This is a genomic window from Citrobacter sp. Cf088 (assembly GCF_030334295.1).
GTDB lineage: Bacteria > Pseudomonadota > Gammaproteobacteria > Enterobacterales > Enterobacteriaceae > Citrobacter > Citrobacter freundii.
Genome location: NZ_JAOWEE010000057.1, coordinates 33,382 through 58,542, shown reverse-complemented (window position 1 = coordinate 58,542; position 25,161 = coordinate 33,382). Strand labels below are relative to the sequence as shown.

17 protein-coding genes are annotated in these 25,161 nt (G+C 51.7%); 11 read left to right on the top strand and 6 right to left on the bottom strand.

Annotation, left to right across the window (positions count from 1 at the left end; all coding sequences use genetic code 11):
• Positions 1–251 precede the first annotated feature (251 nt).
• Positions 252–2,525 (top strand): TonB-dependent siderophore receptor, encoded by a 2,274-nt coding sequence (locus OGV71_RS21300; protein WP_003835658.1) that lies wholly within the window; start codon positions 252–254, stop codon positions 2,523–2,525.
• A gap of 49 nt (positions 2,526–2,574) precedes the next feature.
• The gene (gene entD, locus OGV71_RS21295; RefSeq protein ID WP_286533985.1) at positions 2,575–3,228 is read left to right on the top strand and encodes an enterobactin synthase subunit EntD; all 654 of its coding nucleotides are present in this window, start codon (positions 2,575–2,577) and stop codon (positions 3,226–3,228) included.
• Here entD and OGV71_RS21290 read toward each other — a convergent pair.
• Positions 3,203–3,922, bottom strand: coding sequence for a GNAT family N-acetyltransferase (locus OGV71_RS21290; protein ID WP_003835662.1), 720 nt, complete (start codon positions 3,920–3,922; stop codon positions 3,203–3,205). The genes entD and OGV71_RS21290 overlap by 26 nt on opposite strands.
• Before the next feature lie 142 nt (positions 3,923–4,064).
• Here OGV71_RS21290 and OGV71_RS21285 point away from each other — a divergent pair, with 142 nt between their 5' ends.
• Positions 4,065–5,183 (top strand): YbdK family carboxylate-amine ligase, encoded by a 1,119-nt coding sequence (locus OGV71_RS21285; RefSeq protein ID WP_003835665.1) that lies wholly within the window; start codon positions 4,065–4,067, stop codon positions 5,181–5,183.
• A gap of 67 nt (positions 5,184–5,250) precedes the next feature.
• On the top strand, positions 5,251–5,499 hold the full coding sequence (locus OGV71_RS21280) for a DUF1158 domain-containing protein (RefSeq protein WP_008784044.1): 249 nt from the start codon (positions 5,251–5,253) through the stop codon (positions 5,497–5,499).
• Between the two features lie 21 nt (positions 5,500–5,520).
• Here the strand turns inward: OGV71_RS21280 and OGV71_RS21275 are convergent, their stop codons facing one another.
• Both OGV71_RS21275 and OGV71_RS21270 read right to left on the bottom strand, forming a co-directional pair.
• Complete coding sequence (locus OGV71_RS21275; RefSeq protein ID WP_003021996.1) at positions 5,521–5,862, bottom strand: RamA family antibiotic efflux transcriptional regulator; 342 nt, start codon at positions 5,860–5,862, stop codon at positions 5,521–5,523.
• A gap of 17 nt (positions 5,863–5,879) precedes the next feature.
• A complete protein-coding gene (locus OGV71_RS21270; RefSeq protein WP_204583924.1) occupies positions 5,880–6,992 on the bottom strand; it encodes an MBL fold metallo-hydrolase in 1,113 nt (370 codons plus the stop codon).
• Positions 6,993–7,181: 189 nt separating this feature from the next.
• On the opposite strand from OGV71_RS21270, the gene OGV71_RS21265 reads away from it, so the two are divergent.
• The 4 genes from OGV71_RS21265 (at position 7,182) to OGV71_RS21250 (ending at position 10,213) form a co-directional block, all read left to right on the top strand.
• Positions 7,182–7,763, top strand: a complete 582-nt coding sequence (locus OGV71_RS21265; protein ID WP_003021988.1) for a TetR/AcrR family transcriptional regulator — start codon at positions 7,182–7,184, stop codon at positions 7,761–7,763.
• Positions 7,763–8,131: an MmcQ/YjbR family DNA-binding protein gene (locus tag OGV71_RS21260; protein WP_032948764.1), complete on the top strand. Its 369-nt coding sequence runs from the start codon at positions 7,763–7,765 to the stop codon at positions 8,129–8,131. Before OGV71_RS21265 ends, OGV71_RS21260 begins: the two co-directional genes overlap by 1 nt.
• Before the next feature lie 119 nt (positions 8,132–8,250).
• Entirely contained in the window at positions 8,251–8,904 is a 654-nt protein-coding gene (nfsB, locus tag OGV71_RS21255) for an oxygen-insensitive NAD(P)H nitroreductase (protein WP_103856652.1), read from the top strand.
• Positions 8,905–8,968: 64 nt separating this feature from the next.
• The gene (locus OGV71_RS21250; RefSeq protein ID WP_204583926.1) at positions 8,969–10,213 is read left to right on the top strand and encodes a mechanosensitive ion channel family protein; all 1,245 of its coding nucleotides are present in this window, start codon (positions 8,969–8,971) and stop codon (positions 10,211–10,213) included.
• A 54-nt stretch (positions 10,214–10,267) separates the two neighbouring features.
• On the opposite strand, the gene pheP is transcribed toward OGV71_RS21250, so the two are convergent.
• Both pheP and OGV71_RS21240 read right to left on the bottom strand, forming a co-directional pair.
• Positions 10,268–11,662 carry a phenylalanine transporter gene (pheP, locus tag OGV71_RS21245; RefSeq protein ID WP_204584325.1) on the bottom strand — a complete coding sequence of 465 codons (1,395 nt, stop codon included), beginning with the start codon at positions 11,660–11,662 and terminating at the stop codon, positions 10,268–10,270.
• Between the two features lie 146 nt (positions 11,663–11,808).
• Positions 11,809–12,894, bottom strand: a complete 1,086-nt coding sequence (locus OGV71_RS21240; protein ID WP_286533980.1) for a YncE family protein — start codon at positions 12,892–12,894, stop codon at positions 11,809–11,811.
• Between the two features lie 299 nt (positions 12,895–13,193).
• On the opposite strand from OGV71_RS21240, the gene OGV71_RS21235 reads away from it, so the two are divergent.
• Positions 13,194–14,369, top strand: coding sequence for a coiled-coil domain-containing protein (locus tag OGV71_RS21235; protein WP_204583928.1), 1,176 nt, complete (start codon positions 13,194–13,196; stop codon positions 14,367–14,369).
• 17 nt (positions 14,370–14,386) lie between these two features.
• On the opposite strand, the gene OGV71_RS21230 is transcribed toward OGV71_RS21235, so the two are convergent.
• Positions 14,387–14,557, bottom strand: coding sequence for a hypothetical protein (locus tag OGV71_RS21230; protein ID WP_204583930.1), 171 nt, complete (start codon positions 14,555–14,557; stop codon positions 14,387–14,389).
• A 427-nt stretch (positions 14,558–14,984) separates the two neighbouring features.
• On the opposite strand from OGV71_RS21230, the gene OGV71_RS21225 reads away from it, so the two are divergent.
• Together OGV71_RS21225 and OGV71_RS21220 are read left to right on the top strand one after the other, a co-directional pair.
• Complete coding sequence (locus OGV71_RS21225; RefSeq protein ID WP_003835695.1) at positions 14,985–15,563, top strand: LuxR C-terminal-related transcriptional regulator; 579 nt, start codon at positions 14,985–14,987, stop codon at positions 15,561–15,563.
• Positions 15,564–15,759: 196 nt separating this feature from the next.
• The gene (locus OGV71_RS21220; protein WP_204583932.1) at positions 15,760–25,098 is read left to right on the top strand and encodes an autotransporter outer membrane beta-barrel domain-containing protein; all 9,339 of its coding nucleotides are present in this window, start codon (positions 15,760–15,762) and stop codon (positions 25,096–25,098) included.
• Positions 25,099–25,161 lie beyond the last annotated feature (63 nt).

Sequence of the window (25,161 nt, the reverse complement as noted above, 5' to 3'; positions counted from 1 at the left end):
CCCCATGTTTATTGTGAAATTTTATGATCTAGCGTGAAATATATTGATAATATTATTGATAACTATTTGCATTTGCAATAGCGTATTGTCGCGCTGTGGGAAGCGCGCACAGTTTTTCACCACTTATAAACCGACCTGGCACTGCGTACTTTTTCTGGAATGGATAGTTTACGCAGATGCGGGCGACATCAGACCAAATGCCGCACCGAGGCACATTGGTACTCGTGGCTAAAAGAACAGCAGGACATACAATGAACAACAAGATTCATTCACTGGCCTTATTGGTCAATTTAGGGATTTACGGGGTAGCCCTGCCAGCAATGGCAGAAGATCAAACCGATAGCGTAGCTGTCTCTCATGAAGACACCATCGTCGTTACCGCCGCCCAGCAGAACCTACAGGCGCCGGGCGTTTCAACCATTACCGCTGATGAAATTCGTAAGAACCCTCCCGCTCGCGATGTGTCGGAAATCATCCGTACCATGCCTGGCGTTAACCTGACCGGTAACTCAACCAGCGGTCAGCGCGGCAACAACCGCCAGATCGATATTCGCGGCATGGGGCCAGAAAACACCCTGATTTTGATCGACGGTAAACCGGTTACCAGCCGTAACTCCGTACGCCAGGGCTGGCGCGGCGAGCGTGATACCCGCGGCGATACCGCCTGGGTTCCACCGGAAATGATTGAGCGTATTGAAGTGCTGCGCGGTCCTGCCGCGGCACGCTATGGCAATGGCGCAGCTGGCGGCGTGGTGAATATCATCACCAAAAAAGGCAGCAATGAATGGCACGGTTCCTGGGATACCTATTTCAACGCCCCGGAACACAAAGACGAAGGATCGACCAAGCGCACCAACTTTAGCCTGAATGGTCCAATGGGTGGGGATTTCAGCTTCCGCCTGTACGGTAATCTCGATAAAACCCAGGCCGACGCATGGGACATCAACCAGGGTCATCAGTCAGAACGTACCGGCACATATTCAAATACCTTACCAGCCGGTCGTGAAGGGGTGATCAACAAAGACATTAACGGTGTGGTTCGCTGGGATTTCGCCCCACTCCAGTCACTGGAACTGGAAGCCGGTTATAGCCGTCAGGGCAACCTGTATGCGGGCGACACTCAAAACACTAACACCAACCAACTGGTGAAAGATAACTACGGGAAAGAGACCAACCGTCTTTACCGCCAGAACTACTCTCTGACCTGGAATGGCGGCTGGGATAACGGCGTCACCACCAGCAACTGGGTACAGTACGAACATACACGTAACTCCCGTACGCCTGAAGGTCTGGCGGGCGGTACTGAGGGTATCTTCGACCCGAATGCGTCACAAAAATATCTCGACGCCGACCTGAGTGACGTCATGCTGCACAGTGAAGTCAGCATTCCGTTAGATCTGCTGGTCAACCAAAACCTGACGCTTGGTACCGAATGGAACCAGCAACGCATGAAGGACATGTTGTCCAATTCACAGACCTTTATGGGCGGTGATATTCCAGGTTCGAGCAGTACCAACCGTAGCCCATACTCAGACGCAGAGATTTTCTCTCTGTTTGCTGAAAACAACATGGAACTGACCGACAGCACCATGTTGACGCCGGGTCTGCGTTTCGACCACCACAGCATCGTTGGCGACAACTGGAGCCCATCTCTGAACCTGTCCCAGGGTCTGGGTGATGACTTCACGCTGAAGATGGGGATTGCGCGAGCCTATAAAGCACCAAGCCTGTACCAGCTCAACCCGAACTACATTCTGTACAGCAAAGGCCAGGGTTGCTACGCCACCGGTTCCGCGACGGGCATTGGTTGCTACATGATGGGCAACGATGACCTGAAGGCCGAAACCAGTATCAACAAAGAGATTGGTCTTGAGTTCAAACGTGACGGCTGGCTGGCCGGGGTAACCTGGTTCCGTAACGATTACCGCAACAAGATTGAAGCGGGTACGGTACCGTTCGACAGAACGTCTATCACCAGCAAAGGGAAGACGACTTACACTGATATCTATCAGTGGGAAAACATTCCTAAAGCAGTGGTTGAGGGTCTGGAAGGTACGTTGAACGTACCGGTTAGCGAAACCGTTAACTGGACCAACAACATTACCTACATGCTGCAAAGTAAGAATAAAGAGACCGGCGAGCGCTTGTCGATTATTCCTGAATACACGCTGAACTCAACGCTGAGCTGGCAGGCGCGTGAAGATTTATCGCTGCAGTCAACCTTCACCTGGTACGGTAAACAGCAGCCGAAGAAATACGATTACCAGGGTAAACCCGTAACCGGTAGTTCGGCGAGTGAAGTCAGCCCGTACAGCATCGTCGGCCTGAGCGCGACCTGGGATGTGACGAAAAATGTCAGCCTGACTGGCGGCGTGGATAACGTCTTCGACAAACGTCTGTGGCGTGAAGGCAATGCCCAGACCACGGGCGATATTGTAACCGGGAACTATATGGCGGGCGCAGGCGCGCACACCTATAACGAACCGGGCCGGACGTGGTTCATGAGCGTTAATACGCACTTCTGATAACGTTTCTCCCTCTCCTCGCTACGGGGAGAGGGAAACAATAACGACGATGCACACAACGCACACAACGCTCACTTTCGCAGACCACACGCTGCACATTGTCGAGTTCGATCCCGACACCTTCCAAGAGCACGACCTGTTCTGGCTCCCCCACCATACTCAGCTTCAATCCTGTGGGCGTAAGCGTAAAGCTGAGCACTTAGCGGGGCGTATTGCCGCAGTACATGCATTACGTGAATACGGTATCAAAACTGTGCCTGGCATCGGCGGGCAGCGACAACCGCTGTGGCCACAAAAGTTGTTTGGCAGCATCAGCCACAGTACGTCAACTGCGCTGGCGGTGGTATCGACGCATCCCGTCGGACTGGATATAGAAGCTATTTTTACGCCACAAACCGCAGTTGAGCTGACTGGCGGTATTATCGACAACAGCGAACAACGAATTTTACAGCTCAGTCCTTTGCCCTTTCCGCTCGCCTTAACCCTGGCGTTTTCCGCCAAAGAGAGCGTGTATAAAACATTTTCCGCGCAGGCATCAGAGCTGCCGGGTTTTGCCAGCGCCAAAATAGTTGCACTCACAGCGACACACTTAACGGTGCAAATCACCCCGTCATTTTCGCAAAACCTCGCCGGACAGGAAGTTAATGTTCGCTGGTTTCAGCATGATGAAAACATCATTACTCTGTGTGAAGCGACTTTGTAACAAAGTCCGCCATTGACCGGCGTTGCCGCCCGTGTTCATCAAAGTTCTCCGCCGCCAGCCAGCGCTGTAACACGGCGTCACACTGGGGCCATTCGCCGTCAATCATCGATAACCAGTCGCTGTCGCGATTGCGGCCCTTACGCACAATCTTCTGGCGAAAGCGTCCTTCGAAGATAAACCCAAGGCGCTCCGCCGCCCGTCGAGAAGCGGTGTTCAGAGAATCGCATTTCCACTCCACGCGACGATAACCCAACGCAAACGCCTGGCGCAGCAGCAGCCAGATGCTTTCGGTGCCAAGTACCGTATTTTTCATGCGCGGTGACCAGGTCACATGACCAATTTCGACCGAACCGTGCTCTCGTTCGATCGCCATAAAACACACCAGTCCGACGGCACGTCCGAAACGCTGCTCAATGACGGCATAGGGAACCAGAGAGGCATCAGTGGATTTCCCCTCAACCCAACAAGCTGCAGCCTCAACGCTTGTGGGGCGAGAGCTTGCAAGCCAGGTCCAGTCGCGATCGTCCGGTGCCTGCGCGTAGGCATCAAACAGATCGGCGGCATGGCTGTCGGCATCCAGAGGAACCAGTCGACAATATTGACCGACAAGCGTTTCCCGTGGCAGTACGGCAGCGCCATTCCAGTCCGGCACAACATCGCCGACGGTCTGCCCATAAAGATTTATTTCCGGCACGATTCAACCCCTGTTGCGAAGTAAAAAATAGTTATAACACCAGCTATTTCACCTTCAAAGCGTCACCAGGGAATATCTGACAACAAACAGAAAATCAGCCGCCCTTCTATACTGATTAAAAATCAACGCTGAAGAGAGTCTTATGCCACTTCCCGATTTTCATGTTTCTGACCCTTTCACGTTAGGCATTGAACTGGAAATGCAGGTGGTCAATCCTCCGGGCTACGACCTGAGTCAGGATTCTTCCAGGCTGATTGACGCCGTAAAGCCACTGCTTACCGCCGGAGAAGTGAAGCACGATATCACGGAAAGTATGCTGGAGATGGCGACCGGAGTTTGTCGCAATATCGACCAGGCGAGTGCTGAATTATCCGCTATGCAGCAGATAATCACGCGGGTTGCTGCAGAGCAGCACCTCGCCATTTGTGGCGGTGGTACGCATCCATTTCAAAAATGGCAACGTCAGGAAGTCTGCGATGACGAACGCTATCGGCGCAACCTGGAAAATTTCGGTTATCTCATTCAGCAGGCGACGGTGTTTGGCCAGCATGTGCATATCGGCTGCGCAAACGGCGATGATGCCATTTACCTGCTGCACGGCCTGTCGCGATTTGTTCCGCATTTTATTGCGCTCTCTGCCGCTTCACCTTATATGCAGACGTCCGACACGCGGTTTGCCTGCGCGCGACTGAATATATTCTCCGGATTTCCCGATAATGGCCCGATGCCATGGGTGAATAACTGGCAAGAATTCGAGGGGCTATTCCGTCGGCTGGCTTACACCAGCATGATTGATAGTATTAAAGATTTACACTGGGATATCCGTCCCAGCCCGCACTTTGGCACGGTAGAGGTTCGGGTAATGGATACGCCGCTGACCCTTGATCATGCGGTCAATATGGCAGGGCTTATTCAGGCTACCGCCCACTGGTTACTCACCAAACGGCCGTTCAAGCACCAGGAGCGTGATTACCTGTTGTATAAATTCAATCGTTTTCAGGCCTGTCGCTTTGGTATGGCGGGAATCATCACCGACGTCAATACCGGCGACGGTTGTCGCCTGTCAGATGACACATTGCGACTACTGGAGAATGTTGCGGTCTCTGCGGATAAAGTGGGCGCGGCCAGCGCGATTGAAGCTATACACCTGCAGGTTAAAAATGATCATGATGAAGCACAAAACATGCGTGACTTCGTCGCCGAAGGCGGGTCACTGAGTGGTCTGGTGAAAAAACATTGTGAGATTTGGGCCGGGCTTTGAGCGTGGGAATTTGCGTTGCCCGCAGAGATCCCGGACAATGGCTTTTTAACTCAAGTTTAACAATGTTATGAAACACCCGCTTGAATCACTGATGACCGTAGCAGGGATCCTGCTGCTGGCTTTTTTGTCTTGCCTGCTGCTGCCCGCCCCCTCGCTTGGCTTGGTGCTGGCGCAAAAACTCGTCGCCATTTTTCATCTGATGGATCTCAATCAGTTTTATACTTTGCTGTTTTGTCTATGGTTTTTACTGCTGGGTGTGATTGAATATTTGGTGCTGCGCTTCATCTGGCGGCGCTGGTTCTCGCTGGCGGATTAGACCCGCGAGAACCCTTTGCTGTTAATGCGTTCGGCTATGATTTTCTTTGCGATAAGCGCCCGGCGGCTGGCTGAACGTACGGGTGAAAATACGCGTAAAGGTCTGCTGCGAATCGAATCCGTATTTCAAACAGATGTCGTACACTTTCTGGTCGGTATCGCGTAGATCGCGCGCGGCCAGTAGCAGCTTACGTTCCCGAATGTAACGCCCGAGGCTTTCGCCTTTATACTGCATAAAAAGACGCTGCAGGTGCCATTTTGAATATCCCGCATGGCGTGCAATATCATCAATGCGCAATGGTTGATTCAAATTATCATCAATCCATTCAACAATCGTATCAATTACCTGAGCAGAAATCGTCATCATGCTCTCCCCTGTATTCATTGAGTCACCTGTTGCCACCAGGCCGTAAACGGTTGGTCCGGTTCGGACAGTATTACCGGTTCACCCAGCATTGGCGTCAGCAATCGGTAATTGTAACGACGGCTGGCAAGCGCCAGTCGTTTGTAAGGATCATCCCAGGTATGTTTCGCCAGAACGAAACGACCTGCATGCCCTGGTAGAACGGCTTTCGCATGCAGATCGACCGCAGCCTGTGCCGTCTCTTCCGGCATCATGTGAATAAACTTCCAGTCATGGTCATACTGGCCGTTCTCCATAATCGCCAAGTCAACCGAGCCAAACTGCTCGCCGATGGCTTTAAAATGCGGTCCATAGCCGGAATCGCCGCTGTAATAAACGTTCTGCTCCGGCGTTTCAAACATGAAACTCGCCCATAGCGTCTGATTGCGCTTGATGCCTCTCCCCGAAAAATGACGGGCTGGCAACGCATGAACGATCAGCGAATCCGTTACTCTGATGGATTGATTCCAGTCCATCTCGTCGATTATCTCGCCGCGCATTCCCCAATAACGTAGATGTGACCCTACGCCAAGCGGCGTAATCACCCGCTTAATTTTCGGCATTAACGCCTTGATCGTGGCGAGATCCAGATGGTCATAGTGATCGTGCGAGATAATGAGCAGATCGATCTCCGGCATCGTCTGTGCGGACCACGGATAATCACCGACAAAGGCTTTGTTCAGGAAGGAAAGCGGTGCAGCATAGTTGCTAAACACGGGATCGATCAGGATACGTTGACCCGCCAGCTGCAAATACCATGAAGAGTGACCCAGCCAGACAAGCGTGTCCTGCTCTGGAGATAACCCGACGAGATCGGTCGCCACCAATGGCAACGGATGTGCTGGCCGCGCATTTTCGCGCTTAGCGACCAAAAACTCCCACCAGGCAGCCAGCATACTTTTGTTGCCGGTATAGCCCGGTGTTGGCACCTGGTTATGAAACTGTCCATCACGATAGTGCGGTGACTGTTCAACCTGACTCAGCTGTGCCCCTTTCGGTGCCTGACCAAACCCGGCATTGAGTAAAAACGGTAAACTTGCAGCTGCGCCAATGAGCATAATAACAACCACACAAACTGTGAGACGCTTCATATCCTGACCTTAAACACGCCCCCTTTCCGCTGGTTTGCGTGACTGACCCTTGATTATGAGTGAGTAAGCACTCATTATAGAAATCGAAAGTTCGCCGTCAAGATGATTTTCAATCTTTGACATTCACCGTTGCGGTGCTGCAAAGGCCGTGATTCAATCATGCTTTTTACAACTTAAGGGTAAAGTGTAGTGGCTCGTCCGAAGAGTGAAGACAAAAAATTGGCATTACTGGAAGCTGCAACCACAGCATTTGCACAATCAGGTATTGCGGCGTCTACCGCCGTAATTGCCCGCAATGCAGGTGTTGCGGAGGGAACATTGTTTCGCTATTTCGCGACCAAAGATGATTTAATCAACGAGCTTTACCTCTTTTTAAAGCACGATCTCTGTCAGTCGATGATGGCAAATCTGGATCGCTCGGTGACCGATGCCAAAACCATGACTCACTATATCTGGAACAGCTACATTAGCTGGGGCCTGAACCATACCTGTGGGCATCGCACGATTCGCCAGTTAGCCGTTAGCGAGAAAATCAGCAAAGAAACAGAACAGCAGGCTGACGATATGTTTCCCGAACTGCGCGATCTTTGTCATCGTTACGTACGACCTGAGTTTATGTCTGACGAATATCGCGCCTTTGGCGATGGCCTTTTTCTCTCTTTGGCGGAAACCACCATGGAGTTCGCTGCCCGAGACTCTGCCCGGGCCAAGGAATACATATCGATGGGATTTGAAGCGATGTGGCGCGCTCTAACCCGCGAGGAACAATAATGGACGGCCAAACCCTGCCTACCTGTGCGAAACGCCTTGCGCTCGAACTGCCTTTTACCGAACACTGCTGGCCATTCGGCCCGGAATACGATGTCTTCAAGGTTGGCGGTAAAATTTTTATGCTGGTCACGGAGCTTCGCGGACGTCCGCTTATTAACCTGAAATCCGATCCGCAAAAATCACTGTTAAACCAGCAGATCTACCCCAGCATTAAACCCGGCTATCACATGAATAAAAAGCACTGGATCTCGGTCTATCCGGGCGACGACATTACCGAGTCATTACTGGCAGAGCTGGTGAATGATTCCTGGCACCGCGTCGTTGACGGCTTGCCGAAGCGGGATCAAAAACGCCTGCGTCCAGATTGATTTATCGCTAACCCCGATAAGTGTTTTTGCATTTTCCTGTCTTATCTTTTTCCTGCTAACCCTGTACCCTGCTGAAACAAAACGTACCCGCAGGGTATAAAAAACCACCAGGAGTAGTTATGGATATTGTTTCTGTCGCCTTAAAACGTTACTCCACTAAGGCATTCGATCCGACTAAAAAACTGACCGCTGAGCAGGCAGAAAAATTAAAAACGCTGCTGCAGTTTAGCCCATCCAGCACCAACTCTCAGCCATGGCATTTTATCGTTGCCAGCACTGATGAAGGTAAAGCGCGTGTGGCCAAATCCGCAGCCGGCGGCTTTGTGTTCAACGAACGTAAAATGCTGGATGCATCCCACGTAGTAGTGTTCTGCGCCAAAACGGCGATGGACGACGCGTGGCTGGAGCGCGTGGTGGATCAGGAAGAGAGCGATGGCCGCTTCGCCACCCCTGAAGCTAAAGCTGCAAACCACAAAGGTCGTACCTTCTTTGCTGATATGCATCGCAAAGAACTAAAAGATGACAACCACTGGATGGCAAAACAGGTGTACCTGAACGTCGGTAACTTCCTGCTGGGCGTTGCAGCAATGGGTCTGGATGCAGTGCCGATCGAAGGCTTTGATGCGGCGGTGATGGATGCAGAGTTTGGTCTGAAAGAAAAAGGTTTCACCAGCGTAGTGGTGGTCCCGGTGGGTCATCACAGTGTTGAGGATTTCAACGCCACGCTGCCGAAATCCCGTCTGCCGCTGGAAACAACGCTGACGGAAGTCTAATCCCCGCATTTGCATAAGCTCCACACAGCGGTCATCATAGACCGCTGTTTATTAAGGAGACGTTATGCAGGAATTGATATCTCAGGTAGAAGAACTCGGCATTGAAATAAATCACACCACTTCGCTGGTGATGATTTTTGGCATTATTTTTATCACCGCCATTATTGTTCACGTTATTTTACACTGGGTGGTATTACGCGCATTTGAAAAACGCGCCAGCACCAGTTCCCGTCTGTGGTTGCAAATTATCACGCAGAACAAATTATTCCACCGCCTGGCGTTTACGCTGCAAGGTATCATCGTCAATATACAGGCCACACTCTGGCTACAAAAAGGCAGTGAAGCAGCAGATATATTAGTGACTTGCGCACAGCTGTGGATCATGATGTACGCCCTGCTGTCCCTGTTTTCTCTGCTGGACGTTATTCTCAACCTGTCACAAAAGCTCCCAGCCGCATCCCAATTACCCTTAAAAGGTATATTTCAGGGTATCAAACTGATCGCCGCCATCCTGGTCGGGATCCTGATGATTTCCCTGCTGATAGGTCAATCGCCGGCAATACTGATAAGCGGCCTGGGTGCCATGGCAGCCGTATTAATGCTGGTGTTTAAAGACCCGATTCTCGGTCTGGTGGCCGGAATACAGCTCTCGGCCAACGACATGCTTAAGCTTGGTGACTGGCTGGAAATGCCGAAATACGGTGCAGACGGTGCTGTTATCGATATTGGTTTAACCACCGTCAAAGTGCGCAACTGGGATAACACCATCACCACTATTCCTACCTGGTCACTGGTATCAGATTCCTTTAAAAACTGGAGTGGGATGTCCGCTTCCGGTGGTCGGAGAATTAAACGCAGCATTAGCATTGATGCCACCAGCATTCATTTTCTTGATGAGGATGAACGTCAGAGGCTGCATAAAGCGCACCTGCTGAAACCGTATTTGACCACGCGTCATCAGGAAATCGACGCGTGGAATCAGCAATTAGATGCGCCTGAATCGGTATTGAATCACCGTCGGATGACCAATATTGGTACTTTCCGCGCCTATCTGAACGAGTATTTGCGTCACCACCCGCGTATTCGCAAAGATATGACGTTAATGGTACGCCAGCTTGCGCCAGACGATCACGGTTTACCGATCGAAATTTATGCCTTTACCAATACGGTGGTCTGGCTGGAATATGAGAGTATTCAGGCTGATATTTTCGACCATATATTTGCGGTGGTCGAAGAGTTTGGTTTACGCATTCATCAGTCACCTACCGGAAATGATATTCGCGCGCTGTCAGGCGCGTTTCAGCGTTAATCCGTAGAATAGATAAATGACCGATCTCATCACCAGGATGAGATCGGTATAAACTTAGCGAGACTTACGACGCAGCAGTTTGAAGGCAACGAACAGGAACAGGATCCACATCGGCAGCAGGATAGCTGACAAACGCATATCATCCATCGTACACATCAGCACCAGAATCATGCCGAGGAAAGCAATACACAGGTAGTTCCCCGCCGGGTACAGCAGCGCTTTGAACTGCGTGTCACGTCCCTTGCGACGCATCGCCGCCCGGAATCGCAGATGCGCCAGACAGATCATAATCCAGTTCAGCAGCAACGTCGCCACCACCAGCGCCATCAGCAGGCTAAACGCCTTTTGCGGCAGCACATAGTTGATCAGTACCACCAGCGACGTAATAGCACCGGAAAGGATCAGTGAATTAACCGGTACGCCGCGACGGCTGACGCGGGTTAAGAACTTCGGCGCGTTCCCCTGAACCGAGAGACCAAATAGCATACGACTGTTAGAGTAGACGCCACTGTTATACACCGATAGCGAAGCCACCAGGATGACAAAGTTCAGCGCAGAAGCCACCACGTTGCTATCAAGATTATGGAAAATCATCACAAACGGGCTGCTATTGGATTTCACTTCCACCCACGGGTATAGCGCCAACAGCACCACCAGAGAACCGATGTAAAACAGCAGAATACGGTACACCACCTGGTTTACCGCCTTTGGAATGCTTTTCTGCGGATCCTGCGCTTCCGCGGCGGTAATCCCGATAAGCTCCAGCCCGCCAAAGGAGAACATAATCACTGCCAGCGACAGAATTAATCCGTTCCAGCCGGTAGCAAAAAAGCCGTTGTAACGCCACAGATTATCGATGCTTGCATGTTCCCCGCCGTTACCGGAAAACAGCATCCACACGCCAAAACCAATCATGCCGATAATGGCCAGCACTTTAATCAGTGCGAACCAGAATTCCGTTTCGCCATACAGACGTACGTTGACCAGATTGACGGCGTTGATGATCACGAAGAATGCCGCGGCCCAAATCCAGGTCGGGACATCGGGCAGCCAGTACTGCATGTAGATCCCGGCCGCTGTCAGTTCCGCCATACCGACCAGCACAAACATCACCCAGTAGTTCCAACCGGACAGAAAACCCGCGAACGGTCCCCAGTATTTATAGGCAAAGTGGGCAAAGGATCCGGAAACGGGTTCTTCCACTACCATTTCGCCCAGTTGACGCATAATCAAAAAAGCGATGATCCCGGCAACGCCGTAACCCAGTAACACCGCAGGTCCCGCCATCTGAATAGCCGGGCCAATGCCCAAAAACAGGCCCGTACCAATTGCACCGCCCAGTGCAATTAACTGAATATGGCGGTTTTGCAACCCTCGTTGAAGCGTCGGCTCATTTGTTGACGCGGCATCAGACACGCTGGTGTCAGATGCAGTTGACGCGTTTTTCACGCCCTTCCCCTGTGTCGTTTTTATTGAAGGGGCTTCTTTTAACATTTCAACCTGGTTGTCGCAAGGCGCAATCGATTGGATACGCCGGGCTTCCTTGCCCAACGCACCGAGGCTCTGCAGAAAAACAATAGAAAGAAGGCAAGTTGTTATTGTTTATTCAGGTCAATACGTACCACGTTATCTGGCGCAGAGGTGGAGTGGTCTTTATTAAATTTCTGTTTCACGGTGACAAACAGGGTTTGCCCATCTGCCGAGAGCAGCAGGCTGTTGGGATTAGGCGGTAAGTCCCAGCTTTTCTTCACACTGTAGTCGGTCGCATTCAGGCTGAGTAATTTCCCTGAATCACGCTGGGTAATATAGATTTCGTTGCGTTTTGCGTTGAATTTCACCGCCAGCGAATCACCCACATCCAATTTTTTCAACAGCTTACCGGTATGGATATCCAGCACCAGGGTGGTCTTCGCTTTCGAGTTGTCGGTAACAAACAAGCGACCCGTTTGCGCGTCCTCTGCCATATTCAGCAGCAGCGCAGGTTGTTCCCCCAGCGGCTGCCAGCGTTTCTCAACACGCTGATTACGCGGGTTGATGACAAGAATTTCACCGCCGCCGTTAGCCGCATAAATTCGCTGCGTCACGTCGGAATAATGCAGTCCGGTCATCCATTTACCCGTATTTTTAATGCGGGTTTTCAGTGTCAGGGTTTCAGCGTCAACCACCCAAATCACCGCCGGATCTGCCACGGCGCCAATATAGAGCAAGCCGTTATGCAACAGAACCTGACGTGCACCGTACGGGAACCCTTCTGGGTTACGTTCCGGGAACAATACGCGATTTTTCACTTTACCGTTAGCGGTATTCAGCGCGCTCAGGCCGCCATCCAGTGAGTTGGTGACATACACCGTTTTACCGTCCGGCGAGATAGCCATACCAAAGTTTTTCATATCGGTATGACTCAAGCCGAGCGTTTTAAGCGTTTTCGGATCCAGCTTGTAAACCACACCGCCCTGCACATCTTTAAATCCTTCGGCGCTGGCAACGTACAACGCATCCCCTGTCGGGCTAAGCGCCATTTCATATAACCCAGCCGCCAGCGCGCGTTGCTGTACATCGGTGACGGTAGGTTGCGTTGTTTTTTCCGTAACGCTGGCGTTGCTGGCTGGCGTGGTATGCGGCGCACAACCGCTTAACGCCGCAACAATCAGCAATGCCAGCGCGGATGTTGTTTTTTTCATTGTAGGGATCCTTACCAGAAGTAATACAGAGAGTTAATAATAAAAGAGAATGAGAACTATACGCATTATCTTTACTGAATCAAGAATAATTACCCGAGAGTAAAAAACATGAAACAGAGGTTTGAAGATGCAGACAGGTGCGCGCGACTTCCGGTTTTTCATAATTACAGTGAATTATTCTGGACGAAAAGGCATCGCAGGCCACAGAATGCGCTTTACTGTTTTTCTAACATTTTCAAACGGGTGAACCTGTTGTACTTCAGCCACTCGTTTTTTAGCCAGGCCAGGCAACGACTGTCATGAATAAGATCATCAAACGACTGGAAATCGTCAAAAGCGCTATTGAACTGGAAGATGAGGAGATTATTTTCCAGCAGGTGGCGCATCTTAAAAATGAACCTTTGTCAGTCGTACCTGGCACCATTGTGCAGGCGATCGAAGAACGACGTTTTAGTGATGCCCTGCGTGAAATCTCGGCCTGGCTGCAATCTCAACGGGCAGTCTCTACGTGGCAGGATCCAGCCATTGCCGCCAGTAAGCTGGAACTCAAAGCGCTCGAAACACAGCTGCGTGACCTGATCGATAAGCGCAACACGCGCATTCAAATCCTTGATGATTTCAACGATCTGTATCACCTTCGTCTTGGACCGTTGATGAGCCGCATTCTCGAACTGCGTAAACAGCTCGCCGCCAGCGCCCAGCGCAAACAGGAAGCGGAGCGAAAACGCCGGGAAAAAGACTATCAATCCTGCCAGCACTATATTTCCCAGGCTGTTGATCAACTGGCCAGGCTCAAGCAGCACTGGATGAACCAGAATTCAGATTCGCGCGAATCGGTAGAAACACGCCAACGTATTCAGCAACAAACGGAACTGATTACCGCCCTGCTGGCGGAGATTCGTGAGTTGGAAAACGACTTTTCTCGCCAGGACGACAGCGCAACCCGTCAGGCACAGGAAGAGGCCAGCCATGAATATGATGAATATCAGGAGCAGCAGCAGGATGCGCAGCATCGTTTTAGCCGTGACCAGCGGCTTTCCTCTGATGAACGTAATGAGCTAAAACGCCTGTGGCGTCAGGCCAGCCGTCTTTGCCACCCGGACGTGGTAGCCGATGATCTGAAAGAGAAAGCGCATCAGATGATGGTGCAGCTTAACCAGGCACGCCAAAATGCCGATCTTGCCGCCGTCCGGGCGCTACTGACTCAATTGCAAAGCGGCCTCGAACCGATGATGGCGAGTGACCGATTGAACGATTTGCAGCATTTACGCAGCAAAATACAACAGCTCAGAGAACATATTAACGCGCTGCTGAAAGAGATTACCGAACTGGAAGCGGAGAACACCTGGCGGCTTGCCACCTCCGTGACAGATAAAGAGGCCTACTTCTCCGATCAACAACGGGCGCTTACGGAAATCCGCAATACGCTGGAACAACAGGTGCAACAGGTTGAGCAGGAGCTGTTGGCGGGCTAAGCGCTATCGCTAGCGCATTAAGACAAAATGACACCAGCAAGCCAGATTTCAACATTAGGCACAAAAAGACCAAAAAAGGATAAAGCACTAATAAATTGCTTTAACATAGAAATATCATCTGGAATAATCATATTTTTAGCCGATAGGTGTAAATTCGGCAATATTTCCCTCTTCTCCTGACCTTCCACCTCCTACGTCCTGGCCAGGATTAAGAATTCTCCTATCCTCAATTAATCCCATGAAGAAAAATGAGTATCTTATTGAAATTAAAGCCATTACATATAAATACCTTTCTTTAACCCTAGGAATACCCTGCCTTTATACAAACCTCCTTCTTATTATTATCCCGATCCATAAGCGAAATCTATCAATCATTTACGCAGAGCTGAAATAAACGATTTATCTTAAATTTTAACAAAGTGTAATATCCACTTTAGGATAGTTAATGATTCTAATTAATACAGAGAATTTCTGTTTGATCTGGAATTAATAAGGATACGTTCACAGCACAGAACGTTATACGAGATTTAATTAACATTTCACGCGTCGCAAGAAACTCTTTTTTAACCTAAAAAAAGAGGCGACTGCTTGCACCAAAATTTCAAGGAGATCGTTATGTCAAAAGCTATTTTTTTGGGTGACTCAATTTACCCTTGGCTAGGCATGCGAGAAATCCTACGTGGCTCATCATTATTTATTGATATCACGTACTACTCCTCCCAGACACTTTCTGCTGTCAAAATGCTCCCTTATGAAACGGATTGCATCATCATTAATCCTGACAAATCAGATTTTTTAAAATATGCCAGGATTATCCGCAACATGGCTTTACGACCTGTCACCAAAATTATTGTTTTGGCAGATGAAGCTACCTTTGCCATTTTTCAAACCGTTTGCGGGAAGAACATGCAATTTCTCGATCAAGACACCAGCCTTGATCAGCTATTACAGACCGTCACACGTATCACGCAAAACAAAAAACAACAAAGTATCAAAGAACTACACACAAAAATTACAGCTAACGAATTTAACGTAATGATGATGCTTGCCCGAGGATGGTCACTGACACAAATCGCCGGGGCATCACAAAAAAGTGAAAAAACCATCGGGGCGTACAAAAGCAATATTGCCAGAAAACTCGGCAAAAATAACACCCGGCTCAAGTACACCATTTCCCACTATAGCCAGCCGTAACTGACTTATTTAAGGACAATTATCACGGTTATTATTTAAAGAGGTTTTCTTTCGACTCGCTTTTTTAATTCCGCATCGCACGGAAGGGAACCCTATTTCCAAAATCCATTACCGGGTAGCACATCCGCGTGCCAACCATAGCCAACAACTCAACGTATTAACACATACATAACAGGAATGTAGACAAGGGTTATATATGAACAAAGTTTACAGCATTATTTGGAACGCGGCGCTCGGTATCTGGGTGGTCGTTTCTGAATTAACGAAAGGAAAGAAAAAAAGCAGCTCGCGTAAAACTGTCGCCGTACTGGCAGCTGGCGCATTAAGCGGTGCTTCATTGCTGGCTTCTGCAGCCCAGATTACCGCAACGGGTGAACACGATATTCATGAAGACTTCAAGACAGGTATTTCCGCTGGGGTTTATGAGGGTATCCACGACTACGGCTTCTTATATGAAGATAACACCACCGGTCAGGCACTGAATATCAGTGGTGCAATCCCAACATTTAGCCCGGGTCAAAGCGGCGTTGTTGAATCAACCACTATCCGGGAACTGCTGGAAAGCGGCAAAATCACCCTGCTGGCGACCAGCCCTGACCAGAGCGTAAAAACCATTACCAACTCTGAAGAACTGGCGGAATACCTGACTTACAACCAGTCGTCGACGCCTTCGCAGAGCACAGAATTTGATATCAACGATCCGGCGTTTCCCGGCGAAAAAACGACCATCAAAGTCTTTGATACCAATGAGTTAAATGGTTTTCTTACCGAAGCGCAAGTCGGCGATGCGGTATTAAACACCTTTGATGCTCAGAAATCAGAAATCTATAAGCAATTTGGTATCGCCCTGGCGACAAATGGCTCCATTGCGAATCTGAATATTGGCGACGACACCCTCAATGTGCGTGACAAAGCCAATACCATCGAATTGCTGGCAAAAGATTCCTCGCTGCTGGAAGCGCAAGGTACTGCAAGCCAGGTGAACTGGCAGTCAGATAACTATATAAAATTTAACGCAGCCCCGGTGATCCCTGAAAAAACGTTCACCGGTTCAGCGCAAACCTCCGTGTTTGGCGATGAATTTTCGCTGATGACCTATGGCTATGACGAGGATGGCAAGGTCGTCGAAACCGGGGAGCGCACATTTACTATTACCAACACACAAGAACTGGCCGAATTCAATGACTGGCTGTTGGGCAAAAGCGACGACGCGGCACAAAACCCTGATGGTGAAAAAGTCAGCCAAATCCAGCTGTGGATAGATGCGAAGGAAGTCACAACCGTCACCGCAGCACAAACAAAGTACGCCGAGCTGATTGAAAATCTGCTCACCTCCGGTAAGCCAGCTGACATACTCAGCTGGGATTACGACGTCTGGACCGACGGTTTGTCACATACCAACAACGCGACCGCTGGCCGTGGTGAGTTACATGCCATCTATGCCAACGGCGCAGGCACCTCCGGCACCTTGAACAAAGACGCGATTATTGCCGTTGACGGCAGTATTAATGGCGTGATGAAAGCCATTAATGGTGGGGTTATCACTAACCTTGGCGAGCTGAACGCATTACGCACGTCTACCGGGCAAAGCCTGGCGATTGGCATGCTGGCAAAAGACGCGACGGCAACCAACAACGGGATCATCAACTCCGGGCTGTTTATTGATAAAGACGGCAACCAAAACGTCAACAGCTATGGCGCATTTGGTATGCAGGGGCAAGGCGCCAGTCAAATCACCAACGAAGGTACCATCAACCAGGCGATCACCACCGATAACTTCGGTACCGCTTCTGCCGCCGATCCCTGGAGCAAGGACAAACCCACTGACTCGCTGACGCTGGCCATTGGTATGCAACTGTCTGACAATGCGCAAGGGGTCAACAACGGCGATATCAACGTCGTGGACGGGCGCAAAAACGGTGCATCCTACGGCAGCGGCATCGCCTATGGCGTAGAAGTCGCCGACAACGCCACCTTTACCAACAGCGCAGGTGCCTCTATTTATCTTGGCCGTAACGCAAGTGATCCGTCTAAAGATGTCACCATGTCAGGCGGTTCAAGTCTGAGCGCCGGGATCATGACCAAGAGCGCCAAAGAGGTGATTAACAACGGCCTTATCACGCTGGGAACCGGCGTACGTAACGCCGCGGGTATGCTGATTGGTAACGCGACCGGCAACGTCATCAATACCGGTAATATCGTGATCAATGGCGATTCCAGCGCGGGGAGTAGCAGGAACTACGGTATCACCGTGCGTGACAGCGGCGCGGAAAATAATCAGGAAATTCGCAACGACGGCAAGATTAACGTCAACGGCACCAACAACGTCGGCATCCACGTCAGCGCAACTAACAAAAATGCCGAAGCCACGACCAGCGCTTCAGGCTCTATCGTAGTTGATGGTGAAGGTAGTGTCGGTAACCGTAACTATGCCGTCTGGGCTGAAGGTGGCAAAGATGGAAAGGCAGTGGTCAACGTCTATTCCAACATCACGCTAAACAAAGCCGGGAACATCGGCGTACACGTGCGTGATAACGCCGTCGCTAACGTCGACAGTCTGAGTAGCCCGGCATTCAACAGCACCGATCAGATTGGCTATTACCTGTATGGTAAAGGCGCAACTGCCAATATTGGTCAGGCGGTAATGAATGACAACGGGCAAGATCGCACCACCATTTTCCGTATTGCCAATGGTGCAATGCTGGCCGGTAACACCACCACTCCTGACGGTCAGCCCAGCTCAAACCTTGACCTGACCTTAAGCGGCGAACAGTCCGTTGGCGTATTAGCGACGGGCACAGGCAGTAGTGTGGATACCGGCGAAGCCACGTTCACCGTGCAGGGCACCGACTCCGCCGCGCTGCTGATTGAAGGCGGTGCCACAGGTAACATCAGCGATAAAACCACCATCAATTTAACCGGTGAAAGAACCATTGCCGGGGTAGTGGACGGTCAGGCTCATCAGTTGAATGGCAACGCAGAAGGTAGCGCCACTCCGACCATCCTCACTTCAAACGCAAAAATCACTTCAGAAGCCAGCGGCAACAAGGTTATTGCCTATGTGGCAAGGAACCAGGGCAGCCTGATCCTCGATACCCAGGCAATTATCGATCTTGCCAGCACCGACAGCATTGGTGTTAACGTGCAACAAGGCGGGAGTTTAACCAATAACGCGACCGCTGCCTTACATGTGAGTAACGGCATTGGCGTACAAGCTTCGGGTTCGAACGCACAGATTAAAAAATTGGGTCAGATTCAAGTTGATGATGGAACCGCAGGGGTTCTGCTGACCAACGGTGCCAGCCTGAGTATTACCGGTAATGCCGGTGATGCCATCACGACTAATGGATCGGCCGATGGTATTCGTCTTGATACAGGAGCCGGTAAGCTGGCTGCCAAAGGGGTGATTATTAGCGCCGAAGGTACTGGTGCTGGCATTCAAAACGACGCCAACAATACCGATATCACACTCAATGATGTCACTATCAATGCCAACGACGGTCCGGGGATCCGTACCAGCGTCGCGTTAAACATGAAAGATGGCCTGAATAACATTCTGAACGTTAACGGTAAAGGTACCGGCTTCGCCTTTGAGCAGCGCAATGGTGACGCAGTGACAGGCAATCTGACCATCGGCAAAGGCTATATCGTTGAGGTGCATAACAGCGAAGGCAGCGGTATCCGCGCCAATACGGACGGTAAGGTCACCACCAATGCCGATATCAACGTCTACGACAGCGCAGGTGGTTCTGCAATCATCGCTAAAAATGTTAGCGCAATAGCCAATAGCGGAAAAATTATCTCTGCCAGCACCACCGCACCCGTTATTGATGCCAGCGGTGACAGCAATAAAAAAATCACCAATACTGGTACCCTTCAGGCTATCAACGATACGGTAGTGGCGATTCAATCTGGCAAGGGCAATGACACCATTGATATCAGCCAGGGTATCACCAGTGGCGTGATCAACACCGGTGAAGGCAAGGACACCTTTAACTGGCAAAGCGGAACCTTTGCCGGCGAGGTGAATTTCGCCGGAACCGGCGGCAACAATAAAGCCAACATCGGCAATGTGACGCTGGATAAAACGCGCCATATCACTACCGAAGCCGGCAGTGGCAACGCCCTCACCTTCACCAATACACACGGTAACAGTGCGAAAATTGGCAGTCTGAGCAGCGATAACCTGACCACCGGTACCAACATCGGCACGGGTTGGGACTCACTGACCATTAGCGGTTCAAGTGCAGATATGCGCATCGTCGATCGTCTGCAACTGGCAAGTAAAACCATTGCGGTTACCAATGGCGCAACGCTGCGTACCGGCGATCACGGCGAGTCCACCAGCACTGCCGCGACCATCGCTGACTACAATGTGACGACTCAGGGTGCAGGCAGCCGGGTCATCTTTGACACGCAGGGCGACACGACGGCGGCACAGATCTATAACGGCGTCATCAGCGGTGATGGGAAGTTTGAACGCGCGGCGGACGGCACCACCGTCTTTACCGCCAACAACACCTATACCGGCTCTACCACTATTGATCAAACCGGTACGCTGCAGTTGGGTGACGGCGGAAATACAGGCGGAGTCAACGCCGTGTCTGACATCATCGACAATGGCGTACTGGCGATTAATCGGGCCAATGATGTGCTGCTTGGCGGCGTAATCTCCGGGATCGGTGCGTTACAGCAGATTGGTAACGGTATTACTCGCCTGACGGGCAATAACACCTATACCGGCGACACGACCGTCACCAGCGGTACGCTACTGGTGAAAGGGAATCAGAGTGCCGCGACGGGTGTGACCAAAGTAAGCGGTACGGCGACGCTGGGGGGTAACGGGGTGATCGGCGGCGACGTGCTGATGAACGATGCCTCTACCCTCAGCGCCGGTGACGGCGGTGCGGGTACGTTATCCATTAACGGTAATCTGCAGCTTGGCAGCAAAACGACCTCCGCTTTCGAACTGGGTCAAGCCTATACGCCAGGCGGCGCGCTAAACGATCTGATTAACGTCGCAGGCGATCTGCAACTGGACGGGACTCTGGACGTCACCACTTCACAGGGTGGTAACTTCGGACCGGGCGTGTACCGTATCTATAACTACGGTGGCACGCTGGATAACCAGACGCTGGAATTAGGCGCGATACCGAATAGCCAGGATAAGAGCAATATTTTTGTTCAGACCTCCATCGACAAACAGGTCAACCTGGTGAATGCCAACGGCGTTACCCTGCAGTTCTGGGACGGCGCAACCGTTAATCAGAGCCACGGCGCGTCGGGCATTGAAGGCGACAGCAAAATTGACGGTGGCGATGGCAAATGGATGGCAATCGGCAGTCAGGGTGATAACAACTGGACCACCGCAACCGGTGAAGGTAACGCCCCTTGGGCACAGAAGTCCTTCGCCGTCTTCACCACCAAAGGCGGTACCGTTACCGTGGATAACGCCGCGGGAGAAGTTAACTTCTCCGGAGCACAGTTTGATGCCGATGGCTATGTCGTTAAAGGCGATGCGCTTAACGCGTATGCCACCACGGAAAACGCGACCCACGCAGGCCAGACGCCGGGGACTGGCGAACTACTGGTGCGCGTTGGCGCTGGTGGTGCGGGGCAAAACTATACCGCGACCATTGAGTCCGTTATCCGCGAGGCCAGTACTGCTGACAAGCTGACGCTGGTGAAAACCGACCTTGGCCGTCTGATCCTCAGCGGTGACAACGAATATCGCGGCGGCACGCGCATTGATGGCGGCACGTTGCAGATCTCCTCCGACAGCAATCTCGGCCAGAGCGGAACTGACCTGGCCATCAATAACGGTTCAACGCTGCAACTGGGCGCGGACCTGACCAGCAATCGTACCATTGAGCTGGGAGCGAATGAGAATGCTGCGGTGTTTGACCTTAATTCGCACCACTTCACGCCAACCGGTGAGATTACCGGCGAGGGTAAACTGAAAGTCACCAGCAGCTCTAGTGATGCGGGCAGCACCTTGTCGCTCGACCGCGCAAACAGCTACAAAGGCGACACCGAAATTGCCGGTACCGGAAACGCCAACAATGTGACGGTCAACGTCAGCAAAACCGGAGCCTTTGGCAGTAATGAAAGCAGCACCGTGAACGTCAATAAGGGTGCGACGCTCAATGTCAGCGGGACAGATACCAGCCTGAAATCCCTGACTATGAACATCGCCGACAGCCTGTTAACGCTGGCGGATAACGTCACCGCCGCAAGCGCAATGCTGAACCTGACGGGCACGGCGAAAGCGGTGTTAACCAACAACGCCAGCGCGGGCAACGCGACGGTTAACGTGTCAAAAGACAGTACCCTGGCGCTGGAAGAAAATGCCAGCGGGGGCAATGCCACCGTGAATAACAGCGGACTGATGACCTTTGCTGACTATGCGATGGCAGAGAACACTGTCGTTAAAAACCTGGTGGGCGGTAAGGTCGATATCAGCGCAGTCGACAGCGCAACGTCTATCGGCTCGTTGTCCGGCGCGGGTAATGTCGAACTGGGCAATAAAGAACTGTCGCTGGGTAATCTGCATCTTGATGACACCATCAGCGGTATTATCAGCGGCAACGACGGCAGCCTGGTGAAAATCGGTGACGGTACGTTGACGCTGACCGGCGATAACACTTACACCGGCACCACGGACGTCAATGAAGGCGTGCTGCTGGTCAACGGTAATCAGTCTGCGGCTACCGGCCAGGTGACGGTTAAATCCGGGGCAACGCTCGGCGGTAACGGTATTATCGGCGGCGCGGTTGATGTGCTGGACGACGCGCATATTACCGCAGGTGCAGCTATCAACAGTGTGGGTAAACTGACTACCGGTTCTCTGACGCTCAGTGATAACGCCCAACTGGATTATCAGTTTGGTCAGGCTTATACCCCGGGCGGTGCCTTCAACGACTTGATTGACGTAAATGGCGATCTGACGCTCGACGGTAAGCTCAACATTGAAACCTCACCAGGCGGTAGCTTTGATGTGGGCGTTTACCGCGTCATCAACTACACCGGCACATTGACCAACAATGTAATGGATATTGCTAACGCACCGGAAGCAGCTGACAGCCTGTACGTGCAGACATCGGTGAAAAATCAGGTCAACCTGGTCAACCACGCCGGACTGACGCTGCGCTTCTGGGACGGCACCGGCGGTGAGAATGGCGAGCTGAAAAATAACGGCGTCATCAACGGCGGCGACGGTATCTGGCAATCCAGCCAGGGTAACGACAACTGGACTACCGATGAATCGACGCCAGAAGGCGCGTTGAACGCACCGTTTACCGATGCCGCATTCGCCGTCTTCCAGGGTGAAGCGGGCAACGTAACCGTCGATAACAGCAAAGGCGATGTCATCATCAGCGGCGCGCAGTTCGCCACCGATGGTTATCGTGTGGGCGGCGAAGCCATTACCACCGACACGGCAAACACCCTGATTCGTGTCGGCGATGGCACAGTAGACGGTGCCAGTTATACCGCCACTATCGACAGCGTTATCCGCGGTACCGGCGGCCTGAATAAAGGCGATCTCGGTACGCTGATTCTCACCGGCGACAATACTTACAGCGGTGGCACCACCATCACCTCAGGGACGCTGCAGGTGGCGGGTGATACCAACCTGGGTGCGGCAGATACGGGAATTACCTTTAATGGCGGTACGCTGAAGTATGGCGAAGCGTTTGATACTGCCCGTCAGGTGACGCTGGAATCCGGCGGCGGGACATTCGACACCAACGGGCATGACGTTTCTCTGCTGACGGAAGTCGAAGGTAACGGTCAACTGACCAAAACCGGTAAAGGCTCCCTCACCCTGACGCTGGATAACACCTACACCGGTGGCACCACCATCGAACAAGGCGTTTTACAACTGGGTAACGGCGGTGATATTGGCAGCATTCAGGGGGATGTCGTTGATAACGGCGTACTCAACGTCAATCGTGGCGATACCCTGGCGCTGACCGGCAATATCAGTGGTAAAGGCCAGTTGCATCAGACCGGTAGCGGCATTACCGAGCTGCAAGGTGAAAACAGCTACAGCGGCGCTACGTTGATCGCCAACGGCGTGCTGCAAGCGGGTAATACCAACACCCTGAGTAGCGCATCACACCACTATGTAGTCGCAGACACCACGTTGAACACGCAGGGCTATAACCAGACGGTAGCGGGCCTGAGCAACGGTGGCGATGTCTCGCTCATAGGTCAGCAGACTGGCACAACCTTAACCGTCAAAGGGGATTACACCGGCGAAAAAGGGACTATCAACATGGCAGCTATCCAGAATGGTAGCGGAGCAGGCATTGCCGACCGTCTGATTATCGATGGCGGTAAAGCCAGCGGTAGCACACTGCTGGATGTCGATGGCTCTGGTCTTGGCGCGCCGACCATTGGGGATGGTATCGAAGTGGTGACTGCGCTCAATGGCGCAACCACAACCGCGCAAACGTCGCGGGATGCCTTCCATCTTGCCGCCGATCGTATGGCTGCAGGTGCGTTTGAGTACCAACTACATGCGGGTAATGCTCAGGGCCAGGGTGAAAACTGGTATCTGAGAAGTGAATACCGTCCAGAAACCATGCTGTATTCTGGCCTCGCCAGCGTAGTACGTCAGGGTGATATTAGCCTGTTAGGTAACATGCACCAACGTATGGGGGACGAGGTTAAACCGGGCATTGATGAAGACAATCGCGCCTGGGCAAGAATGATTGGCTACTCCGGTAAAACCAAACTGGATGATGCTGCCGGTACGCAAACCAGCTCCCATACCATGGGTATCCAGGTCGGCGTTGATATGTATGCTAACGAAAACTGGAAAGCCGGGATGTATACCAGCATCCTTGATATCGACAGCAACGTGAAAGGCACGAAGACAGGCAGCGATGGCAAAGGCGGTAACATCGACGACAACGCATTTTACGTCGGTGGCTATGCGACCTGGTTCTCGGGTGACGGTATGTATGTTGATAACGTCCTGCAGTACGGTAACCATAAATCCCGCCTGGCGGCGACCGGTAACAATGGCTCGTATACCGTCAGAGGCAACACGCTGACGGCGTCGACAGAGGTGGGTAAATCGTTCCGTTTAGGCGCCAGCGCATGGAGTCTGGAGCCTCAGGCTCAGTTGATCTACCAGTACAGCGACTTTGATAACAGCACACTGGATGGTGTGACCCCAACGAAAGTGAAAATGGATACCGCAGACTCCTTTACCGCGCGTCTGGGCGTGCGTCTGGTCGCTGACTATGACACCAACCATGGCAAATTCCAGCCGTACGGCAGGGTTAACGTCTGGCAGGGTCTGGGTTCAAAAGACAAAACGCACTTTAGCAATGCGGTAGCCACCACTACGCTGGAATCTTCACAGCAGTACTCCAGCACTGAAGTTGCAGCCGGCCTGTCATGGTCTATCGACAGAAACCTGCAGGTCTACGGTGAGCTGGGTACGCAATTCAGCAACGGTGGCAGTAAGTCGCAGATCGAAGCGCCGGTCAATGCCTCTATCGGCTTTAAGAAATCGTTCTAAGCTGACATAAACTCGCCAGCCTCCTGTTTAGCAGGGGGCTTTTTTTTGCTTATAGTATTACAG